Raw genomic sequence first — 20358 nt, 5'->3', positions numbered from 1 at the left:
GTTTTCCCTTGAAGCCGGTCCGGCACGGGTTCGCACCAGACCGCGCAATTGATCATTCGACCGCATATACGGTCGGGCTCACACCTTCCTCGACGGTGTAAATCTTGAAGGGCTCCTGTTTCGCGCCGCCCATACCCGGCGATCCCAATGGCATGCCGGGAAGAGTCACACCGGCAATTTCCGGGCGCTCTTCCAGCAGCCTGTTGACGACATCAATCGGCACGTGGCCGCTGACGACGTAATCGTCTAAAAAGGCTGTATGGCAGCCTTGGAAGTCATCCTGGATGCCCGCATCGCGGCTGATCTGCGCCAGATCGTGGGTCGGCTTCACCTCCACCGTGAAACCGTTCTCGCGCAGATAGTCCGCGTAACTCTCGCAACATCCGCATTGTGGGTTCTTGTAGAGCGTGACCTCCTGCGCGGCGGCAGGCGCGGCATTCAGGCTCATCGCAAGGACGGCGACGGCACCTGCCGTGCCAAGGCTGGCAAATCCAAGTATCTTGTTCATCGGTTCATTCCTTTCCGTGGCCATTGGGTTGTGAGATTTCAAATTTTGGTCGTGCCGGGATTGATGCGGATGACGCCCATCATGCCTGCCGCCTGGTGTTCCAGAATGTGGCAATGGAACATCCAATCACCGGGATTGTCCGCGGCGAAGGCAATATCGACCCGTTCTTCGGGTGCCATCAGGACGGTGTCCTGCCATTCGCGATACCGAGTCGGTTGTCCGTTGCGGGCGATCACACGGAACGAATGCCCATGAAAATGGATCGGATGGTGCCAGGCGGTGCGATTATCCATCTCGAACACGTGCGACGTGCCCTGCGGCAGGACCAGCAAGGGGTCCATCATATGACCCGTTGCGGCTTCTCCATTGATGAACCACATGTTGCCCTCGCGCATCTGGTCCATCATCGACCCCATGCCGCCGCCCATCATCATCTGCCCCATCATTCCGCCGTTGAAGACGATCTGATGCCGCGCGGCCGACGCCATGTCCGGTTCGGCCAACGGGTTGGGGGGCAGATCCATCGACCAATCCGGCACCGTGTCCCGCAACCTGTCCGGCCCGTAGGCGAGATCGACCAGACGGTATTCAAGTCCCTCGTAGAAGGCATCGATGACGGTTACGGCATCTCCGGGCTTGCCGGTCAAGTCGATGACCAAATCGACACGCATCGCCGGGCCGATCACCACGACCCCGCCGTCAGGGGCATGGGGCGTCACGGGTTGACCGTCCAGCGCGACCACGACCGGAGTAAGACCCCCGAAATCCAGCCCGAATATCCGCGCGTTCGCCGCGTTGACTAGCCGCAAGCGGATGCGTTCGCCGGATCGCACCGCGATGCGTTCGGGTATCTGACCGTTGATGGTCACGGAATTGCCGATACGACCGCCGTGCATGGCGTCGTGGCGGCTGCCGAAGTCACCCGCAATCTGTCCGTGCCGGGTCATGCGCCAGTCGTCCAGCATCCAAGTCAGGTCACGATCCACGCGGATCGGGTCCGCTTCCTCGACAATCAGCGGCCCGTAAAGGCCGCGTCCAACCTGTTCCGAACTGCGCTGGTGCGGATGGTACCAGAACGTGCCCGCATCCAGCGCATCGAACTCGTAGAGAAAATCGCCATCAACCGGGATCGGATCCTGTGTAAGGAACGGCACTCCGTCCATCGCATTGGGCGTGCGGATGCCATGCCAGTGGATTGTGGTTCCTTCATCCAATCCATTCTGAGCCAGAACGCGGAGTCGGTCGCCCTGGCGTACTCGGATTTTAGGGCCGGGGACGGATCCATTATAGCTCCAGACATTAGTCGGGCCGTATGGTGACGGGCGCAGGGCGGCCTGTCCGGATGCCGCGCGTAGGACGAATGGGTCCCCAGTTGGATCGGCCATCGCCATTTGTGCAGGTGACAGAGCGGATAGGGCTGTGAATGCGGCACCTGTGCGAAGCACGTGCCTTCGTGAAATCGGTCTGTGGAGGATCATCGCAACGGCCTTGATCTGAAAAGGTCGCACTCAGCCAGCTTCGGCCAAGGCAACAATCAGGCCTCGCAGCAGGCGAGGCCGGTTTCAGGTTCCGAGAGGCAGTTTGGGAGGGAATGGATCAAGCGACGGATTCGTGCCGAGTGAGATCAGAGGTTCGGCACCCCGGACGGCAGTACCAAAAGGCCTCGTGAGCCGCGCTGACGGCATCTTGGCAAGGAGGCCAGAAGTACCGCTGGGGCCGCAAGGAACAGGACACCCACCTTCACAGGCAGTGCCCTCAGCAAATCCGGTGGGATCGCACCCGCCGCAACGGCCATCCGCGCTTTCGGTGGGTTCCATCTGCGCCATAGCCGTGATTGACATACTGGCCGACGACATATCCGGCGCAGTCACTGCACCGAAGGTCAGCATGAGAATCAAAACAAGGCGAAAAACGCAGGTCATACAGTTACTGCTACAACCTTCCAGCAAGGGGAGGTCAAGTGACATTCTGTAACTTGGACGTGATACCCCTGTAGTGTATCCGCCTCAGACCTTCGTTACTGCCCTTCGCAGCCAGTTGCTCATGCAAAGGTTCATCAGTCCACTTGACGTTGGTCGACGTCAACTTGCCGTCGCAAATGAGGTAATGATGTCCTCATGCTCGGTCAGCTTTTTTCGTGAGTATGAGTTTCCTCCCCATCTCTCGAATTACCGTGACCATAGAGATCGGCGTTCTGATGAGCGCGATCCTCGTGCTCGAATTCGAGGCTGGAATGGCTGATGCCGAATTCTCCCTTCAGCCGCTTCTTAATCGCGCTCTTGATCTCTTCAATCTTCGACCACCCCTCGGCTGCCACGACGACATGGCAGTCGAGCGCAGCCTCGTGCTCTTGCATTTGCCAGAGATGGACGTGGTGGACGTCGGCGACGCCTTCGACTTTCCGCATCGCTTCGACGACGGCCTCGTTGTCGATGTCCGGCGGGCTCCCGAGCATCAGGGTTCGGATTGGGCCGCCTATTTCAGTGAAAGACAGATACAGGATGTAGATGGCGATGCCGATGGTGATGGCAGGATCGACCCAACGCATGTCGTAAAGGATGATCAGCGACCCACCGACGATAACCGCGACTGAAGCAAGCGCGTCCGACAGGTTATGCAGGAAAAGCGCGCGGATGTTCACGCTCCCCTTCTGCATCGAATAGGTCAGCATTGCGGTCAGCGTGTCGACCACAAGCGCAATTCCACCGAGAATGACGACGGTCCACCCCATGACTTCGGGTGGATCAATCATGCGCATGCCACCTTCGTAGATCAGATAGAAGCCGATCACGATGAGGGTGGTGTAGTTAATCAGGGCCGCGACGATTTCGACCCGGCCATAGCCGAAGGTCATGCGCTCATCGGCCGGGCGGCGCGCGATCTTGCGTGCGGCGAAGGCAATGACAAGCGAGGCCATATCGGAAAAGTTGTGCAGCGCATCGGCGATCAGTGCCAGACTGCCCGAGAATATGCCCCCGACGACTTGCGCAACGGTAAGTAGCCCGTTTGCCCAGATGGCGATGGCAACCCGCCGGTCCCCAGAATTCGGATCGATATGCGCGTGCCCGTGGTCATGTGGCATTGGCAGGCTCCGCGTGCGCGTGTGTCGCGCGTCGGTCAGTCTTCAGGCGGCCGCTGCGGAAACCACGTACGCGCGCATTCATCCAGTGGCGTATGATATGACGGTAAAGGGCGCTACGCAGCCATCCAAAGGATTGCTCATGGGACAAATAGAAGGCGTCCGGCGAATCGTACACGCCAAAATCTTGCACAATGCCGGTTTTCTGAATGTAGGTATCTTCTCCGTTCCAGGTGACGGGAGGCGCGCCAAGGCAATCCGTGCCCGCGCCATAACCGCAGAGACTGTCTGTGTTCGAGAAAGACGTTTGAAGGACTTTTAAGAAAGCGTCATCCAGGATGAAGCCTTCAAGGTTGATCCAGGCCCCTTGATATTCGATCTCAACCCATGAGTGGAGAATTTCCCGCGGAGCAAGCGGATACACCAACTCTGGGACAACACCGCGCTGCAAGCCTTTGTGGATCGTGAAGCCATGCAACCGGCAACGAATGCCGATACCACGCAGCAGCGCCATCAAGAGCGTGCCTTTGGTATTGCACTGCCCGTAGCCGTCGGAAAGCACCTCGGATGCGGGGATATCGTCAGCTCGATTGTATCCGAACGCAATTTCATTCCGAACGAAATCATAGACTGCTCCGATCCGTTCGTATTCGGATAAGGCGCGCCAGCTGCGGGTCTCAATTAGATGCGCAAGAGGCGCGGCATCAAAATCCAGTAGTTTGGTGGGTGCAAGTTGGGGGTCGGTCATCTGCAACGGAGTCGCTCCTCGAATCGTCTTGCAACAAGCCTAATTGCTATAGTTACTGTAGCTTCAACCCTTTCCTTCAGAAAGAATCTCCCTCAACTATTTGTCCGTGTGAACCGCTTTGTGGTGTTCGCCATGTGCGTCGCGCAGGATGTCGATACCTCCCCAGGCCGCGATCCCGGCGACAATCACGCCGACGAAGAGGTCCGGCCAGTTGGTTCCCAGCCAGGCGACGAGGCCGCCAGCCAAGACGATTCCGAGGTTCGCGGCGAAATCGTTGTAACTGAAGGTGTTGGCCGCGCGGATGTTGACGTCCGGATTTTTGAGCTTAGCGAGCAGCCAGACGCAGACTGCGTTGATGGCCGCCGCAATCAGGGCCATGGCGATCATGATCGTCCCGAGCGGATCTGACCCGCCGATGTAGCGGCGCCACGCATCGTAGAGGATGCCTGCAGCGAACAGGATCAGCAGCCCACCGGAGATGTTCGCCGCCCCGCGTTTCCATTTGTCGGATCGGGACAAAGCGAAAAGGCTGATCGCGTAGACGAAGCTGTCGGAGAGGTTATCGAGCCCGTTGGCGATCAGGGCACTTGAGTCGCCGAAGGCGCCTGTTGCGAAAAAGGCCACAGCCAAACCGATATTGAGCGCTAGAACGATCCAAAGTGTTCGTCTCTCCATTGAATCTTGTCTAGCGGCCATTTTGTGGTTCCAGCCTGTGTTGTACGACACAATAACTTCCACGGCTGATTTGCGTTCCAGCCGGAATGTTGGCTGAATTCCTTCAGGCCCCGATTTACTCGTGCTCGGTCAAGCATTCCGAATGGTCTCGCAGCACTTCGAGCACCCGGCAATCCGCGGTCCGCCCGCCGCTGCACTCGTGGACCATCCGTTTCAGTTCCGTGCGCAGCGCCTTCAGGCGGGCCATGCGCTGCTCCACCTGTTTGAGCTGGCGACGCGCGATGGCATCTGCCTCGTCGCAGGGGCGGTTGGGATGGTCGCTGAGGTCGAGCAGCTCGCGGATCGCATCGAGCGAGAAACCAAGTTGCCGCGAATGGCGGATGAAGGACAGTCGGTCGAGCTGTGCATTGTCGTAGCGCCTCTGTCCGCCTTCGGTTCTGCCAGGTTCGGGCATGAGTCCGATCTGTTCGTAGTACCGGATGGTCTGCACTTTTGTGCCAGTCTTCTTTGACAGATTACCGATCGTGAGCATTTTAGCCTCCATGAAAAAGATACAGTTTGTGTAGGTTTTGCCGTCGGAATAAACAAGTGTCGGATTCACAGACGCGTGAGTTCAAGCTATACCATGATTTCGTGCTTGAACCTCTAGCGGCTAGAGGATGTATCCGCACATGCAATAAGAATCAAAAACAGGCGAACAGGATTGTCCCTTACATCGGCACAGAAGTTTCTTTGGGTTTTGGCAGGCGTGGCAGCGCTTGCCTTCGTATGGCTTTTGCTCTGGTCCGACTATCGTGCCGACCGCGCCCGAACCGACGCCGAACCGCCTTTTTTCGCTAAATTCGAACTAACGGACCACCAGGGTATGGTTCGAACCGAGGAGGACTTTGCGGGGCGCTGGATGCTGGTGTTTTTCGGCTTCACCAACTGTCCCGACGTCTGCCCGACGACCCTGTCAGAGGTCGCGGCGGTGATGGACGGTCTGGGCGACGATGCCGCCAAGGTCCAGCCGATTTTCATAACAATCGACCCCGAACGGGACACGCCCGCCGCACTCGCCGAATACGTCCCGCTGTTCGATGCGGGCATCATCGGGCTGACGGGCACGCCGGAACAAATCGCCGCCACATCCGAGACGTTTCCGATCTTCTTTGAACGCGTCGAAGAGGCTGCGGCGCCGGATGGTTACACGATGGGCCACACGTCGCATCTGTTCCTCTTCGATCCCGACGCGGGCTTTGCCGACTCCTGGCCCTACGGCACCCCGGCCGAAGAGATTCTCGCCGATCTGGAAGAGAGGATCTGATCGACATGAACCGCATATCCGGAGAAACAGCCCTCGGGCTGGCGTGGATCATCGCGCTTGTCGCCTCGCTTGCCGTGCTTTTCATCGGCGAGGTGCTGGGGCAGACGCCCTGTGTGCTGTGCTGGTTCCAGCGCGCCTTCATGTTTCCCTTGGCCATTGTCCTCGGGCTCGGCCTTTGGTGGCGGGACGGCCGCGTGGGGCGCTACGGCATCGCATTGGCGCTTGGCGGCGGCGCAATCGCCCTCTGGCACATGGGGCTGTACGTCGGTCTTGTTCCCGGACGCATCCAACCCTGCACGGCCACCGGCCCCTCTTGCACCGATGACAACCAACTGGTCTTCGGCATCCCGATCCCGCTGATGGCGCTCGCCGCCTTCGCGCTGATCGGGGCGCTGTCGGCCCTTTCATTGAAGGACACACGAACATGAACCGACGCGGCCTGATCCTGTCCGTTCTCGCCCTCGGCGTCGCCGGTTTCGCCGGAGCCACCTGGTTTGCAAACCGCCCCGGCCCGGTGGCCGAAGCCGAGCCTGTTGCTCCGGAACTTGCGGACGCGATGATCCGCCCCTACTCGCCCATCCTCGGGCCTGCGGATGCGCCCGTCACGATCGTTGAATTTTTCGACCCGGCTTGCGAGGCCTGTCGCGCGTTTCACCCAATCGTCAAAGACATCATGGCGGAACATGGCGACGCGGTTCGCGTCGTGATCCGCTACACGCCCTTCCACGGCGCGGCATCCGAGGAAGCCATCCGCGTGCTCGAGGCGGCGCGCATGCAGGACGTTTACGTGCCGGTGCTCGAGGCCGTTCTGCGGGAACAGCCGAGATGGGCGTCGCACGGTGCCCCGGAGCCTGGCCTGATCCTTCAGATCGCCGCCACGGCCGGACTCGATGCCGAGGCCGCGCGCACGCAAATGCTGGCACCCGATGTCGTGGCGATCCTGAACCAGGATCGTGCTGACGTCGAGACCGTGGGAATTCGCCAGACGCCCACATTCTTCGTGAACGGCAAGCCGCTCGATCCGTTCGGAGAGGCAGAACTGCGGCGATTGGTGGCTGCCGAAGTCGCTGCCGCGCAAAGCTGAATGGAAAGGGCAGAATCAGAACGATGAAAAAGCATACTTTGACCGGCACACTGGCGGCGCTTTTGACCCTTGGAGGGCTCTCGGTGCCCGCGCTGGCCGGACCCGAGGATGTTGTCGTCGTGAACGCGTGGTCCCGCGCCTCCATCGGGATGAACCGTCCCGGGGCCGCTTACATGACGATCCGCAACACTGGCGACGAGCCAGTGACGCTGATCGGCCTTGCAACACCGCTCGCGATGATGCCCGAAATCCACGAGACGAAGACAAATGCCGAAGGTGTGAGTTCCATGAGCCCGGCGGGGGAGATCGCGATCGCCCCGGGCGAGAGCGTCGCGCTCGAACCGGGGGGCCTGCACGCAATGCTGATGCGGCTGCAAGAACCGATGACGGAAGGGGAAACCTTTCCGCTGACCCTGCTTTTCGACGACGGAGGCGAAGTGACGGTCGAGGTGCCGATCCTCGGCATCGCCGCGCGGGGGCCAGAGGACTGATGCGGCGACGGGCGATCCTGGGGTACGGCGCGGCTGGTGTCGGGGCGGTCGCCCTGATGCTCTTCGTCGGTTGGTGGCAGGTCGATGGACCCGGTGCTCCCGCTCCTGTCGGGCAGCGGCCTGTGGCCCTGACCGAGATGGATTTCCGTCTGACGGATCATGAAGACAACGCGGTCGGGCCGGAAACCCTGATCGGTCGCCCGACGATGGCGTTCTTCGGCTTCACCTACTGTCCCGATGTCTGCCCGACCACGCTCTCGGACATTTCGGGATGGCTCGACGATCTGGGAGACGAGGCCGACGAGATGAACGTGGTTTTCATCACGGTCGATCCCGAGCGCGACACTGTCGAAACGATGGCCGAATATGTCGGCTACTTCCATCCTGCGATCCGTGGCTGGACGGGACCGGAAGAGCAGATCGCGCGCGTCGCGGACGGCTTCCGCGCCACCTACGAGCGGGTGCCGACGGGGAGCGGCGATTACACGATGAACCACACCGCGAGCGTCTTCCTGTTCGCAGCCTCTGGGCGGTTCGTCACCATGATCGACTATCACGAACCAAGAGAATTCGCGGTGCCGAAAATTCGCCGCGCGCTGGAAGAAGAAATGGAGGGGGCAACATGAGGCTCAGAACTTTGGCGGCGGTTGTCGCAATTTTGGGGACGGTTTCGGGGGCAGCTATCGTCATCTCCGATGTTCTGTCGAAAGAACCCGTGCCGCCGGAACTTGCCTCGGCAGGTAATTGGATGCCCCAGCGTCCTGACGCCCCCCAGAACGTTGACATCTTCGTGACGCTGCCCGTGACGGTATGGGCAGAAGATGCACCCAACCTAGGCCCCCTGCCCCTTCTGCAGGTCGCGTTTGCCGACAGGCCGGTAAGGGCGATCGAGCCACCGCTGTCGATGTGGTCGCGCGACATTGCACCTGGCGAGACGCTCGATTTCTTGCTGTCCGAAGCTGGACTTGCGGCACCTGACAGAGCCGAAGTTGCCCTCGCGCTTGGCGCGGAATACGATCTGCGACGGCTGCGGCCGGGGCACTCGGTCACTGTCGCTTCGACCGTGGACGGCAGCCCCCGCACCGTCTCACTCGCCGTCGAGGACGGAGTGCGGATCGAGGTGGTTTTCGGCGAGCAGTTGTCCACACAGGTCGTGGCTCCGGATCCGGAGATCGTAACCCTTGCCGGCGAAGCGGTGATCGACAGCTCGATCTTCGCGGCACTCGACGAAGCCGGCATACCCGCCCGTTTTTCCGTGGACCTTGCGCAGATGCTGGGTGGGACCGTGGATTTCCGCCGCGAGATGGCCGGTGGCGAAACACTAAGGCTTCTCTGGCGCGAGGCGCGGGTCGGCGAGGACAGGATCGGACAGCCCGAGCTTGCCTTCGCCGCACTGGAGATCGGCGGTTCGCTTTACGAGATCGTATGGCCGGACGACGGCAGCGGTCAGGCGACGATCTACGTCGATGGCGAGGTGCTGCGCGTCTTCGCACAGCCGGTCGAGGGTGCGCGCCTCAGCTCGGTGTTCGGGCGCCGCACGCATCCGGTCTTTGGCAACGTCCGGATGCACACCGGCGTCGATTTCGCAGCGGCACGTGGGACACCGGTTCAAGCGACGGCACCGGGGCGGGTCAGTTTCATCGGCTGGCGCGGCGGATATGGTCGCGTGGTCGAAATCTCGCACGGCTCCGACACCATGACGCGCTACGCGCATCTGAGCGCCGTGCCGGAAGACTTGGCACAAGGCCAACGCGTTGCGGCGGGAGACGTGATCGGCCGCGTCGGCGCGACTGGTACGGCGACAGGTCCGAACCTGCACTACGAAGTCCTCGTGGATGGGCGCCCGACTGACCCCCTCGCTGACGACCGGCTCGCCGAAGCAGCCGAGAGCGAAGCGGATGATACCGCCGCGCTCTCGCGTCTGGCCGAGGCGCGCGCGCTTCTGAATCAAAACCTCGGCAGCGAGATTGCCGAAACGACAACCGAAAGGCTCTGACCCATGAAACGCATGACCCAAGCTCTTGCAATCACACTTGCCCTGTTACCAGCGGCCCAGGTCCTCGCAGAGGAAACGGCGATCGACGTCCGCAAGACGAACGGATGCGGCTGCTGCCTGTCTTGGATGAACCATCTCGAAGAAAACGGGTTTGCGCCGACGGGCGAGAACATGTTCGGTGGGTCGCTGGTTCGCTTCAAGCTCGACAACGGCGTGCCGCAGCGCATGGTCTCCTGCCACACCGCGCTCATTGATGGCTACGTGATCGAAGGCCATGTCCCGGCCGCTGACATCCGCCGCCTGCTCGAGGAACGCCCGGACGCAGTCGGTCTCGCCGTGCCTGGGATGCCCTATGGCTCGCCCGGCATGGGGCCAGAAGACGACCGCGAGGCCTATGATGTCTTCCTCATCCGCAAGGACGGGTCGACGGAAGTCTTTTCGAGCTACGCCGAAGGATAATCTGGCCCGCCCATGGAAAATCTGTCTCCGATAGTGCTCGGTTTTCTCGGAAGTCTCGCCGCCGGTTCGCTCACGGCAGTCGGAGCAGCTCCCGTGCTGTTCGGGCGCATCCCGTCTCGGGCCACGCGCGATCTGTCGCTCGGCTTCGCTGCCGGTGTCATGCTGTCAGCCTCGTTCTTTTCGCTGATCATCCCGGCATTGGATGCGGCAGAGCCAATGTTCGAAAACGGCGCGATGCCTGCGGCCATCGTATGCGTCTCGATCCTTCTGGGCATGGCGGCTGTCGCCCTGATGAACGAAAAGCTGCCGCACGAGCATTTCAAGACAGGACGCGAAGGGCCCGAAGCGGCGTCTTTGCGGCGGGTCTGGCTGTTCATCATCGCGATCACGATTCACAACTTCCCCGAAGGCCTCGCGGTCGGGGTCGGCTTCGGATCCGGAGGTATGGAGGGCGGTCTGCCGCTTGCTGTCGGCATCGGGCTTCAGAATGCGCCCGAAGGATTGGCCGTCGCTGTATCTCTGCTGGGCGAGGGATATCCGAAGCTGCGCGCCTGGGGCATCGCGGCACTAACGGGCATGGTCGAGCCGATTGGCGGTTTGCTCGGGGCCGGCATCATCACACTTTCGGAACCGCTGCTTCCATGGGGACTGGCCTTTGCCGCGGGCGCAATGCTCTACGTCATCAGCCACGAGATTATCCCCGAAACGCATCGCAGCGGCCATCAGAACAGGGCAACGCTCGGCCTGGCAGTCGGGCTCGTTCTGATGCTGTTTCTCGATGTCTGGTTGGGGTGAAGCAATGTCACTAAGAGTAACTCCGATGATCGGCGTCTTCGCGGCGCTTTCTGCGTTCGCGATCGATCAGATCACCAAAGCCATTGTCATTGCGAATGCCGCCACTTTTAGCACCGGGATCCCCGTGTTTCCGGGATTCAATCTCGTCATTTATCGTAATGACGGCGTGACTTTCGGGATGCTGGGCGGCGCGCCTTGGTGGAGCCTCACTGTTCTCGCTCTTGCCATCTGTGTTTGGCTGGAGGTTATGTTGTTTCGCGCCGAAAATGCGGTCGAAACGCTTGCCTATGGCGCGATCATTGGCGGAGCCCTGGGCAACGTCGTTGATCGTGTGCGGTATCGGGCTGTAACAGACTTTCTCGATTTCTACATTGGCACAACACATTGGCCTGCCTTCAACATGGCCGATGTGTTTGTGGTCAGTGGCGTAGGGCTCTTGCTCGCTGCGCCATGGATCAGCGAGCGGCGTCCGATCAAGTCGTGAAGCCGGAAGTTCTGAACCGCATCGCTCTGCGCAAACGTCTGCTTTCGCGGGTGACGCTTGGTTTCGCCGCCGGGGCGCTGACGGTTCTGACTTTCCCGCCCTTTTCGATTCTCCTACTCGTTCCCGTTGTCTATTCCGCGTTGTTTGTCGGTCTTCGCGGTCTCTCCTTCGGGCGTGCTTTTCTCGTCGGCTGGGCGTTCGGACTCGGCCAATTCGGTTTCGGGATTTCATGGATCGCGGAGAGTTTCTACGTCGAGGCCGAGCGGTTCGGGGCGATGGCGATTCCGGCCGTCGCGGGATTGTCCGCAGGTCTCGCGATTTTCCCGGCCATTGCCGCTGTGCTCTTCGCGGAAATCGCGCGGCGCGGAGCCCTGGGCAGTTTCCTGGCCTGCCTCCTGTTCGCGACCTTCTGGACCGTAGCCGAGTGGTTGCGTGGTCACGTTCTGACAGGGTTTCCCTGGAATCTGGCCGGTTACGCACTTGTAGACTACGCCGCCCTTCGCCAGACCGCCGCCTGGGTCGGAAGCTATGGGCTAAGCTTTCTCACCGTGTTCGTCGCGGTACTCCCTGGCGCGGCTGCTATGGCGTCCGGGCGGCAACGATTGACCGTTTCGCTCATGGCGCTGGCCGGAATCGCGACGATGTGGGCTGTCGGCACGCTGCGCCTCCAGTCGGATGCACAACAGCCACCCGGTGTCGACCTGCGCATCGTCCAGGGCAACATTCCACAAGAGGAGAAATGGGCGCCCGAGAACCGCGAGGCGACCTTCGCGCGCTATCTCGAACTTTCTTCCCGCCCCGGCAATTTCGACGTTCTTCTCTGGCCGGAAACCGCCTTTCCGGGTTTCCTCGATGAGGATAAGAAGGCGCGGGCCCGGATTGCCACTGCGCTACCGGAAGGCAGCGTGCTGCTCACCGGAGTGCCGGACCGTGTACCGAGCGAGGATGGCACCCGATATTTCAACACGGTTCAGGCATTTGACGAGACCGGCGAGATCCTGACCGGATACGCGAAACACCATCTCGTACCCTTCGGCGAATATGTGCCATTCCGCGGCTGGTTGCCGATCGAGCGGCTCACGGCGGGGCTGGGCGACTTTACGCCCGGACCGGGCCCACGAACGCTTGCGCTTCCGGGTGTGCCGCTGGTCGCCCTGGCGATCTGCTATGAGATCATCTTCCCAGGCCATGTGGTCGACGACCTGTTCCGACCCGACTGGATTTTTAACGCGACAAACGATGCCTGGTTCGGCACCAGCATCGGACCCGAGCAGCATCTGGCTTCCGCACGGATGCGCGCCGTAGAGGAAGGCCTTCCTGTCATCCGAGCCGCGAATACGGGCATCTCCGCGGTCATCGACGCGAACGGAGAGATCGTTGCGCGGCTCGATACCGGCGAAACGGGAATCATCAACGCTAGCCTGCCCTCCGCGCGGCCGCCGACACTCTACGCGAGCTTCGGGGACTGGATGCTGTTGGCGCTCATCTTGGCTTCGTGGAGCTGGGCAATGGCGGCAAATGCGACGGCTCGATACCGCCGCATGAGAAAGACCTTCATGCAAAGATGTGGATAGGTGTTCCGTCCTTCACCATTGCATAAATGTCCTCGATCTGCCGATCTGTGACCGCGATGCAGCCAGCTGTCCAGTCGCGGACGTCCCTTGGGTCGATGCCTGGGCGTGGACCACCATGGATGAAGATGTTGCCGCCGGGGGAAAGGCCCTGCGCTTCAGCATAGGCGATGTCGGCCTCATTCGGATAGGAGATTCCAACCGAAAGATGATACGTACTGTCGGGGTTGCGCTTATCGACTACGTAGGCGCCCTCTGGGGTCCGGCCGTCTCCCTCGAATTGCTTGTGACCCTCAGGAGCGAAACCCAGTCCGACCGAATAGGTTTGCAATACGCGATCGGCTCCGTCGAGAACAAGCAGGCGCTGTCCTTTGTAAAGCCGAACACGGGTCACCTCGGGTCCGCCATAGCTGCGGAACTTGCTGGCACAGCCGGACAAGAACGCTGCCAACCCGCCCAACAGGACGGCGCGGCGGGGAAATCGGATGGTTTTCACTGCTCGATGCCTCTTTCGTGAGGTCTGATATGGACATTACGTTACCTTGCAAATGCTGCGTGATCAATGTCCGTGGGCCAGCGCGGCCTTTGCCATCTGTGGACCAACCTGTTCACCGCCGGACGGCGGCGCCTTGGCCACTTGGCTGTTCAGCAGGCGCAAGGCGTTGGCCACCACCAGCAATGACACTCCTACATCGGCTGCAATAGCGCCCCACATCGATGCCACTCCGAAAGCGGTAGCGACAACGAAAACGCCCTTGGTCGCCAAGGAAATACCGATGTTCTGATGGATAATCGACATTGTCCGGCGCGAATGACCGATCAGCCAAGGCACCTTCCCGAGGTCGTCGGTCATCAGGGCAATATCAGCCGTCTCGATTGCCGCGTCCGAACCAACAGCACCCATCGCGATGGCGTAATGCGCACGTGCCATGGCGGGGGCGTCGTTCACCCCGTCGCCGATCATGGCCACCATGTCATGCGTTTCGACCAGTTCTTCGATGGCAGTCACCTTGTCTTCGGGCAGAAGCTCGGCGCGGACCTCGTCGATGCCGACCTCGGCGGCAACGGCGCGCGCTGTCCGCTCGTTGTCGCCCGTCAGCATGACGATGGTCTTCACGCCTTGCGCGTGGAGCTGTGCCACGATGCCCTTGGCGTCGGGGCGGATACGGTCGCGCAATTCCAGGATGCCGGTGACGCCGGTGTCGTCGCCCACGGCAACAAGGGTGCTGCCGGCCCCTTCGATGCGGTCGCGCAGATCCTTCGGAATGGCGTCGCCGAAACCCTTCTCCTCGGCAAACCGGTCGGACCCTAGCCAGATCGACCGGCCGTCTGTGCGTCCTTCAAGTCCCCTACCTGGAACGGTTCGGGTATCTTGCGCGGCGGACACATTGATGCCGTCGGCTTCTGCCCGCGCGAGAATGGCGCGCGCCAAGGGATGCGAGGAACGTGCCTCCAGCCCAGCGGCGAGGGTCATCAGATCTTGCGCCGATGCTTTGCCCAGCGGATGCACCGCCGCCACCTCCGGCTCGCCCATGGTGATCGTGCCGGTCTTGTCCATGGCCAGTGCAGTGGTCTTGCCCGGTGCCTCAACATATGCACCGCCCTTGATCAGCACCCCAGCCCGCGCTGAGGCGGTGAGTGCGGCGACGATGGAGACAGGGGTCGAGATGACCAGAGCACACGGGCAGGCGATCACCAGCAGCACGAGTGCATTGTAGAACCAATAATCCCAGGCCCCACCGAAAATGAGCGGCGGCAGCAGGGCAATTGCAATGGCGAGAGCCATGACGATAGGCGTGTAGATGCGGGCGAACTTCGCCACCCACTGCTCCACCGGCGCGCGGCGGGCATGGGCGTCACCGACCATGCGGATGATCTTGGCCAACACGGTATCCGAGGCGGCCTTCGTGGCGCGCACCGTCAGTGTGCCTTCGCCGTTGATCGTACCGGCATAGACTTCGTCGCCCCGTTCCTTTGGGACCAGCGCACTCTCTCCGGTGATTGGCGCCTGATCGACGGCCCCTGCCCCATCGACAACCTCACCATCCAATGGGATGCGGTCTCCGCCGCGCACGACGAAACGTGCGTTGATAGCAACCGCAGAAGCCGGAACGTCCGCTTCTGAGCCGTCATCATTAAGAACTCTTGCCGTCGGCGGCGCCAGGTCGAGCAGAGCTGAAACCGCATTCCTCGCACGCCCGACGCTCCAGCTTTCGAGGAAAAGCGAGAGCGAGAAGAAGAACGCGACCGTCGCCGCCTCGAAAAATTCGCCGAGGCCAATTGCACCCGCGACTGCGACGACCATCAGCAGGTTCATGTCGGGCGACAGCCTCCGTGCAGACGACCATGCCTTGGGTGCCACGAGCCAGACACCGAACAGGATCGCAACCGCGAATAGCCCTGCCTCGACCAGTGGCATCGGCGCTTCGCCGTGCCCTGCGAAGAGGCCGAGTGCCCCCCCCATGCCGGTCTCGATGATGTGCCACAGAAATCCCGCGGCCCAGAAGCCGCCACTGAGCGACGTAAACAGCCGCTGGCGTGCAAGATGGGCCGCCTGGTCGACCGACGCGTTTTCGGCATCCCAGGGCTTGGCGGTCATGCCGGTGCTTGCGACCAGTTCTGCAATTTCGCCGTCCGATACACTCTTGGCGCTGTCGAGAATAGTCATCCGTCCATTGATCACGTCGAACGCGAGATGCTCGGCCCCGCCGATCTTCGGGCCGACCACCTTGTTCAGGATTGCTACCTCCTCGGCGCAATCGAGGCCGGACACCTGAAAACTGCGCCCGCCCGCTGGCGCGGGCGTCGTTGGAACGATGTCGCCGCACGTTCCGGCGCTCCCGCAGCAGCTGCCGCCGCTTGTCTGGGCATCTTCGGCGTGATCGTGATCGTGACGGTGGGTGTCGGACGGCATGAACGGACCTCTGGATTCGGGTGCTTTACCATGACATAGCCCCTACAGTAGCTAGAGCTTCAAGGGCAAAATACAGTGGTATTTCAGTTTGTTTTATTGCTAGAGGATGCGGTGAACGGCTCTATCACGCCTTTAAGCATGAACAGCCGCTGCAAAAAAAAACAGTCACGAAAGGAAGCTTGATGCGGGTTTTGATGCTGAAGCAAAAAATGATGGTCGCAGTGGCGTTGTCGCTTACGGCCGGGTGCGCAATCCAGCCGACTGGACCGGGCGACGCGGCAGACCAGCGGGACAGCGTTCCCGAAGCCGTGATTGCGATGGCTGGCCCGGATCAGGATGTTGCAACCGCGCGCTTGGTGCCGGAAGACGGCTGCTATTGGTACGAACACAGCGGCCCCGTCGAGACGACCTTGCTGCCGCTGCGCACGGCGAACGGCAATCGTATCTGCACCCCTCGCGAAACTTAATTACGTTTGCCGACCGCTGCTTGGCTTAGCTGCGGGCAGTGACGCTGTCCTCTGCCGAGTAAAGATAGGCCGTAGAGCCGGTTTCGACGTTCGGGTAAAGGTTATTGATATGCGCCATGACCATCCGTACGCAGCCCGAACTTGCGCGGCCACCGATGCTTCTGGGGTAGGGTGTGCCGTGGATCCGGAGATAGGTGTCGCGATCCCCGACGTAGAGATAGAGGGCCCGTGATCCGAGAGCGTTTTCAGGCCCTGGTTCCATTCCATCGGCCCATTGTGCGTTCACGGGATCGCGTTCGATCATGTTTTGTGTTGGCGTCCAGTGCGGCCACCTGACCTTGCGCTTGATGGTATAGACACCCGGCTCATAGAGGTTCCCTCGCGCGATCGCCACGCCGTAGCGCATCGCGGTTCCACCCTCTTCAATGTGGTAGAGATATCGCGCGACCGCATCGACATGGATATCTCCCGGCACGAGACCGTCGTTCGCGACTACACGTTGCGGTAGGAACCGCGGGTGCAATCCCCATGGGTTGGAGGTCTCGGGGACATAATTCTGCGGCGTCACCTGTGCGTCCCATTCAGCCTTCTGAGCCTCGGTGGGCCAACTGTCGGCAAAAGCCATGCCGGGACCGGTCACCGAAAATAGCGCCGTTGTTGTCTGAATGAAGTGTCGTCTTGTCAGCATTTCGTACCCTTTCGGTTCCCGCCGGCGATTGATGGCAAGAACGGTATGTGTTCTCGTTGAATAGATAGGCCTTCTAGTGGCTAGAGGTTCAAGGGCATATTTTCGTGAACGCATGCACGCGACCCTGGTAGCACATGCTTGCCTTGCGGTCGGGTTAACGGCCAACTAGGTCAGGTCCGAATTAGCCTGGTAAAGCGGGAGTCTGGGGGCGGAGTAGGACAGATATGTCGAATTGGTCCCCCGGTGGATCGGCTTTCGTCGAAAGATACTATCCTGACACCCTGTCGATCTTCACCCACCCGTGTCATTGGCTGAAACTTCGGCTTGGAACGCACTTTGTCGCTCAGGCCAGGTGCTCTTGATGTAGACGAGGATCGCCTCGATCTCTGCGTCTGTCAGATCCTCTCCGAAGGCCGGCATGTCGCTCTCGTATCCCGGCACGACGGCACCGACCCCGCCTTTAGTGATCTGAAAAAGCATGCGGTCTGAATGGTGCCAAGTGTGGCCTGTGTCATCATGCGGCGGGGCCGGCATTCTTCCGGTGTCAAGACGACGACGCCAATCGGGCTGGCCTTCAAGGTTCGCACCATGGCAACTGGCGCAGTTGTCCGCATAAAGCCGTTGCCCTGCCGTGACCTCGGCTGCAAGCACGGGCTCTCCCAAAAACGTCAGTCCCTCGACATGCGGGTCCACCGGTTCCGATTGGGCCAGCACCACGAGGCCAGTGGTCGCGAGCGTGGACACTAGGCTCCAAACCCAATCAACGTATTGATTTACAGTCATCCGCCTGATTCACTTCGTGTTGGTCACAAGGGAGTTGGGCATGACGGTGGGATTTTGGCTTTCGGATCGGGCCTGGGCGGCGATCGAGCCGCTTTTGCCCAAGAACCAACCTGGCGCTCGGCGGGTGGATGATCGCCGCGTTATCAGCGGTATCATTCATGTGCTGCGGATCGGCTGCCGCTGGGAGGATTGCCCGGCCGCCTATGGCCCGTCGACGACGATCTACAACCGCTTCAACCGATGGAGCCATCGCGGCCTCTGGGGACGCATCTTCGCGACCCTTGCGGCGCAGGCGGAACTGCCGGACGAATTGAGCATCGACAGCACCGCCGTGCGCGCCCACCGCTCCGCCCATGGCGGAAAAGGGGGGCGAAAGTTCAGGCCATCGGGCGCTCGCGTGGGGGGCCAACCACCAAAATCCACGCCCTGACAGACGGTTGCGGGCGGGCCGTGGCATTCACGCTCAGCCCCGGAAACCACGCCGACATATCTGAAGCCCCCGCGCTTCTGGACAAATGCCCCGCGCCAGCCCGGCTTCTGGCCGACAAGGGCTACGACGCCAACAGCCTGCGTGACCGTCTCGCGGCGACCCAAACAGAGGCTGTCATCCCCTCGACCAGATCGCGCAAGGCCCCCATCCCCTACGACACCGAAGCCTACCGCGACAGAAATCTCATCGAGCGCGCCTTCTGCCGCCTCAAGGACTGGAGGCGCATCGCCACACGCTACGACAAGCTCGCCATCAACTTCGAATCCGCAATCGCACTCGCCGCCATCGTCATATGGTGGACCTGATTGAGTCTGAACCCTAGGGCAGCGAGGTGCACTGACCGCCTGACCGTACCCTTCGCCAGTCGGTTTTTCGGCCCCTTATTCATCGGCATAGATTGAGATTCCTTCCGGGCCAAAGGCGTAGGTCCTTAGCGTGCCCGACTTGACCGCAGCCATGCCCGGCGCGTTCGCGGGCATTCCCGGCAAGGTGATACCCGTTATCGCCGGACGGGTTTCCAGCAGCCGCTCGATGATGTCGACGGGGACGAGACCGCTGACATAGTAGCCGTCGATCTCGGCCAAGTGGCAGCCGATGCCCTGGGCGGGCACACCGACTTCGACCGAGCGTTTGTCGAAGTCGCGGTCATCCACACGCGTAACGGTAAAGCCGTGTTCTTCGAGATAATCCCCATAGGTATCACAGCAGCCGCAGCCCGGATCGCGCCAGATGGTGATCTGCCTTTCGCTGCCCGCCAGATCGGACGCCATATCGCCTGTCGCTTGCGCCCAGGCCGATGTGGACAGGCCCACCATTCCGACAATGCCGCTACCAATCAGACCAAGCGCGTTTCTTCTCCGCATCATTTTCTCCATCATTGTTCTCCTGTTTCGATCCAGGTTGCGCCGCCGTCACGGCTGATTTTCAAGATGCCGCCCAACAGGGCAGCGATGTAGGTCTCTTCTCTTTGATGAACCGCAACAGCGGTCGCAGCTTTGCTGGCCCGCTGTTGCCAGATGACTCCGCCGTCCTGCGATGCCCAGAGGCCCGAACGCAGAGCGGCATACATCACTTCCGGCGCCGAGGGGGCACTGGCCAGCGACAGGATCGGTTGACCGCCTGGCAATGGCGCTTCGGAGGGTGGGGCTTCACCCGCAACCAATGCGTCCATCGCGTTGCCTGGCTGCACGTCCTGCCAGCGACAAAAGCAATCGGGCACCCGCGTTAGGCCAACCTCGGTGCCCGCATAGATCCAGATACCGCCCATGCCGGTTTCAAGCTCGACCGAAGCCAGAGCAAGAAGATCGCGCTCTGCGTCGTCGAGCCAGGGGCGGTCCATGGCGAGCGACCAGGTTGCACCGGCGTCCTCGCTCTTCCACAATCCGTCTCCGCGAACCGAGATATAGATCATGTCCGGGTTCCGCGAGGCGATGACGACGGCATTGATCTCTCCGTCAGGCAGCCCAGCGTCGCTGACGCGCCACGAAGCGCCCCCATCTTCGGAAATGCTGACACCGCCCACGGCGAGCCCCGCAACCACACGGCCGGGCCGGTCGCGATGGGTCGCCAGCGACAGCACGTTCCCCGGTGTTTCTGTCGCGGTCCAAGTCCGGCCGCCATTATCACTGACGAACAGCCCTCCTCTCGCCAGCAGGATGGTATCGCCATCAAAGGCAAGAGCCGCTGGATCACCATCGCTCGCCGCGAGTGCGAACCCCGGCAACATCGAAGCGACGCCGATACTGAGTGCCGCGATGAGTACCTTGCGCCGGTTTGGCCGACATCCAATCTCAATCGACTTCAATCTGCATGCTCCCCTG

24 protein-coding genes are annotated in these 20358 nt (G+C 61.2%); 12 read left to right on the top strand and 12 right to left on the bottom strand.

Annotated features, from left to right (window positions below):
* Positions 1 to 52: 52 nt before the first annotated feature.
* The 6 genes from BLQ77_RS23110 to BLQ77_RS23080 all read right to left on the bottom strand — a co-directional run bounded on the left by BLQ77_RS23110 (position 53) and on the right by BLQ77_RS23080 (position 5542).
* The gene (locus BLQ77_RS23110; protein ID WP_009503830.1) at positions 53 to 508 is read right to left on the bottom strand and encodes a DUF411 domain-containing protein; all 456 of its coding nucleotides are present in this window, start codon (positions 506 to 508) and stop codon (positions 53 to 55) included.
* 38 nt (positions 509 to 546) lie between these two features.
* Positions 547 to 1986 (bottom strand): multicopper oxidase family protein, encoded by a 1440-nt coding sequence (locus tag BLQ77_RS23105; protein ID WP_083840589.1) that lies wholly within the window; start codon positions 1984 to 1986, stop codon positions 547 to 549.
* A 647-nt stretch (positions 1987 to 2633) separates the two neighbouring features.
* Positions 2634 to 3590: a cation diffusion facilitator family transporter gene (locus BLQ77_RS23095; RefSeq protein ID WP_089963137.1), complete on the bottom strand. Its 957-nt coding sequence runs from the start codon at positions 3588 to 3590 to the stop codon at positions 2634 to 2636.
* Positions 3580 to 4335, bottom strand: a complete 756-nt coding sequence (locus BLQ77_RS23090) for a transglutaminase-like domain-containing protein (RefSeq protein WP_089963135.1) — start codon at positions 4333 to 4335, stop codon at positions 3580 to 3582. The genes BLQ77_RS23095 and BLQ77_RS23090 overlap by 11 nt, the downstream gene beginning before the upstream one ends.
* Positions 4336 to 4431: 96 nt before the next feature.
* A complete protein-coding gene (locus BLQ77_RS23085; protein WP_089963134.1) occupies positions 4432 to 5010 on the bottom strand; it encodes a cation efflux transmembrane domain-containing protein in 579 nt (192 codons plus the stop codon).
* A 115-nt stretch (positions 5011 to 5125) separates the two neighbouring features.
* Positions 5126 to 5542 carry a MerR family transcriptional regulator gene (locus BLQ77_RS23080; protein WP_089963132.1) on the bottom strand — a complete coding sequence of 139 codons (417 nt, stop codon included), beginning with the start codon at positions 5540 to 5542 and terminating at the stop codon, positions 5126 to 5128.
* Positions 5543 to 5713: 171 nt separating this feature from the next.
* Between BLQ77_RS23080 and BLQ77_RS23075 the strand changes: the two genes are divergently transcribed.
* Genes BLQ77_RS23075 through lnt form a run of 10 tightly spaced genes read left to right on the top strand, consistent with a single transcriptional unit; the run spans position 5714 to position 13199 of the window.
* On the top strand, positions 5714 to 6316 hold the full coding sequence (locus BLQ77_RS23075; RefSeq protein WP_242661830.1) for an SCO family protein: 603 nt from the start codon (positions 5714 to 5716) through the stop codon (positions 6314 to 6316).
* 5 nt (positions 6317 to 6321) lie between these two features.
* Entirely contained in the window at positions 6322 to 6744 is a 423-nt protein-coding gene (locus BLQ77_RS23070) for a disulfide bond formation protein B (RefSeq protein ID WP_089963129.1), read from the top strand.
* Positions 6741 to 7400 (top strand): DsbA family protein, encoded by a 660-nt coding sequence (locus BLQ77_RS23065; RefSeq protein ID WP_089963127.1) that lies wholly within the window; start codon positions 6741 to 6743, stop codon positions 7398 to 7400. The genes BLQ77_RS23070 and BLQ77_RS23065 overlap by 4 nt, the downstream gene beginning before the upstream one ends.
* A gap of 23 nt (positions 7401 to 7423) precedes the next feature.
* Complete coding sequence (locus BLQ77_RS23060; protein WP_089963126.1) at positions 7424 to 7891, top strand: copper chaperone PCu(A)C; 468 nt, start codon at positions 7424 to 7426, stop codon at positions 7889 to 7891.
* Entirely contained in the window at positions 7891 to 8517 is a 627-nt protein-coding gene (locus BLQ77_RS23055) for an SCO family protein (RefSeq protein ID WP_089963124.1), read from the top strand. The genes BLQ77_RS23060 and BLQ77_RS23055 overlap by 1 nt, the downstream gene beginning before the upstream one ends.
* Entirely contained in the window at positions 8514 to 9887 is a 1374-nt protein-coding gene (locus tag BLQ77_RS23050; RefSeq protein ID WP_089963123.1) for a M23 family metallopeptidase, read from the top strand. The genes BLQ77_RS23055 and BLQ77_RS23050 overlap by 4 nt, the downstream gene beginning before the upstream one ends.
* A 3-nt stretch (positions 9888 to 9890) precedes the next feature.
* Positions 9891 to 10346 (top strand): DUF411 domain-containing protein, encoded by a 456-nt coding sequence (locus BLQ77_RS23045; protein WP_089963121.1) that lies wholly within the window; start codon positions 9891 to 9893, stop codon positions 10344 to 10346.
* Between the two features lie 12 nt (positions 10347 to 10358).
* Positions 10359 to 11141, top strand: coding sequence for a ZIP family metal transporter (locus tag BLQ77_RS23040; protein WP_089963119.1), 783 nt, complete (start codon positions 10359 to 10361; stop codon positions 11139 to 11141).
* Between the two features lie 25 nt (positions 11142 to 11166).
* On the top strand, positions 11167 to 11625 hold the full coding sequence (gene lspA / locus BLQ77_RS23035; RefSeq protein ID WP_089963118.1) for a signal peptidase II: 459 nt from the start codon (positions 11167 to 11169) through the stop codon (positions 11623 to 11625).
* A complete protein-coding gene (gene lnt / locus BLQ77_RS23030) occupies positions 11592 to 13199 on the top strand; it encodes an apolipoprotein N-acyltransferase (protein ID WP_110476938.1) in 1608 nt (535 codons plus the stop codon). The genes lspA and lnt overlap by 34 nt, the downstream gene beginning before the upstream one ends.
* On the opposite strand, the gene BLQ77_RS23025 is transcribed toward lnt, so the two are convergent.
* Positions 13180 to 13692, bottom strand: coding sequence for a L,D-transpeptidase family protein (locus BLQ77_RS23025; protein ID WP_089963117.1), 513 nt, complete (start codon positions 13690 to 13692; stop codon positions 13180 to 13182). The genes lnt and BLQ77_RS23025 overlap by 20 nt on opposite strands.
* 63 nt (positions 13693 to 13755) lie before the next feature.
* Positions 13756 to 16110 carry a heavy metal translocating P-type ATPase gene (locus BLQ77_RS23020; protein WP_089963115.1) on the bottom strand — a complete coding sequence of 785 codons (2355 nt, stop codon included), beginning with the start codon at positions 16108 to 16110 and terminating at the stop codon, positions 13756 to 13758.
* Positions 16111 to 16292: 182 nt separating this feature from the next.
* Here BLQ77_RS23020 and BLQ77_RS23015 point away from each other — a divergent pair, with 182 nt between their 5' ends.
* Positions 16293 to 16577, top strand: coding sequence for a hypothetical protein (locus BLQ77_RS23015; RefSeq protein WP_089963114.1), 285 nt, complete (start codon positions 16293 to 16295; stop codon positions 16575 to 16577).
* Positions 16578 to 16602: 25 nt separating this feature from the next.
* Here the strand turns inward: BLQ77_RS23015 and BLQ77_RS23010 are convergent, their stop codons facing one another.
* Both BLQ77_RS23010 and BLQ77_RS23005 read right to left on the bottom strand, forming a co-directional pair.
* The gene (locus BLQ77_RS23010; RefSeq protein ID WP_089963112.1) at positions 16603 to 17265 is read right to left on the bottom strand and encodes a L,D-transpeptidase; all 663 of its coding nucleotides are present in this window, start codon (positions 17263 to 17265) and stop codon (positions 16603 to 16605) included.
* 291 nt (positions 17266 to 17556) lie between these two features.
* Complete coding sequence (locus BLQ77_RS23005) at positions 17557 to 18009, bottom strand: c-type cytochrome (RefSeq protein WP_089963206.1); 453 nt, start codon at positions 18007 to 18009, stop codon at positions 17557 to 17559.
* A gap of 79 nt (positions 18010 to 18088) precedes the next feature.
* Here BLQ77_RS23005 and BLQ77_RS23000 point away from each other — a divergent pair.
* Positions 18089 to 18843, top strand: a protein-coding gene (locus tag BLQ77_RS23000) for an IS5 family transposase (RefSeq protein WP_375360194.1) whose coding sequence is annotated in 2 segments (ribosomal slippage) — positions 18089 to 18425 and positions 18425 to 18843 — 756 coding nt in all. Because the reading frame shifts where the segments join, the coding sequence is not laid out codon by codon here.
* A gap of 75 nt (positions 18844 to 18918) precedes the next feature.
* On the opposite strand, the gene BLQ77_RS22995 is transcribed toward BLQ77_RS23000, so the two are convergent.
* Positions 18919 to 19413 carry a DUF411 domain-containing protein gene (locus tag BLQ77_RS22995; RefSeq protein ID WP_089963110.1) on the bottom strand — a complete coding sequence of 165 codons (495 nt, stop codon included), beginning with the start codon at positions 19411 to 19413 and terminating at the stop codon, positions 18919 to 18921.
* On the bottom strand, positions 19413 to 20342 hold the full coding sequence (locus BLQ77_RS22990; RefSeq protein WP_242661828.1) for a WD40/YVTN/BNR-like repeat-containing protein: 930 nt from the start codon (positions 20340 to 20342) through the stop codon (positions 19413 to 19415). Before BLQ77_RS22990 ends, BLQ77_RS22995 begins: the two co-directional genes overlap by 1 nt.
* Positions 20343 to 20358: the final 16 nt, after the last annotated feature.

It is taken from the genome of Salipiger thiooxidans (genome assembly GCF_900102075.1).
Classification (GTDB): domain Bacteria; phylum Pseudomonadota; class Alphaproteobacteria; order Rhodobacterales; family Rhodobacteraceae; genus Salipiger; species Salipiger thiooxidans.
This window is presented reverse-complemented; position numbering and strand designations above follow the sequence as displayed.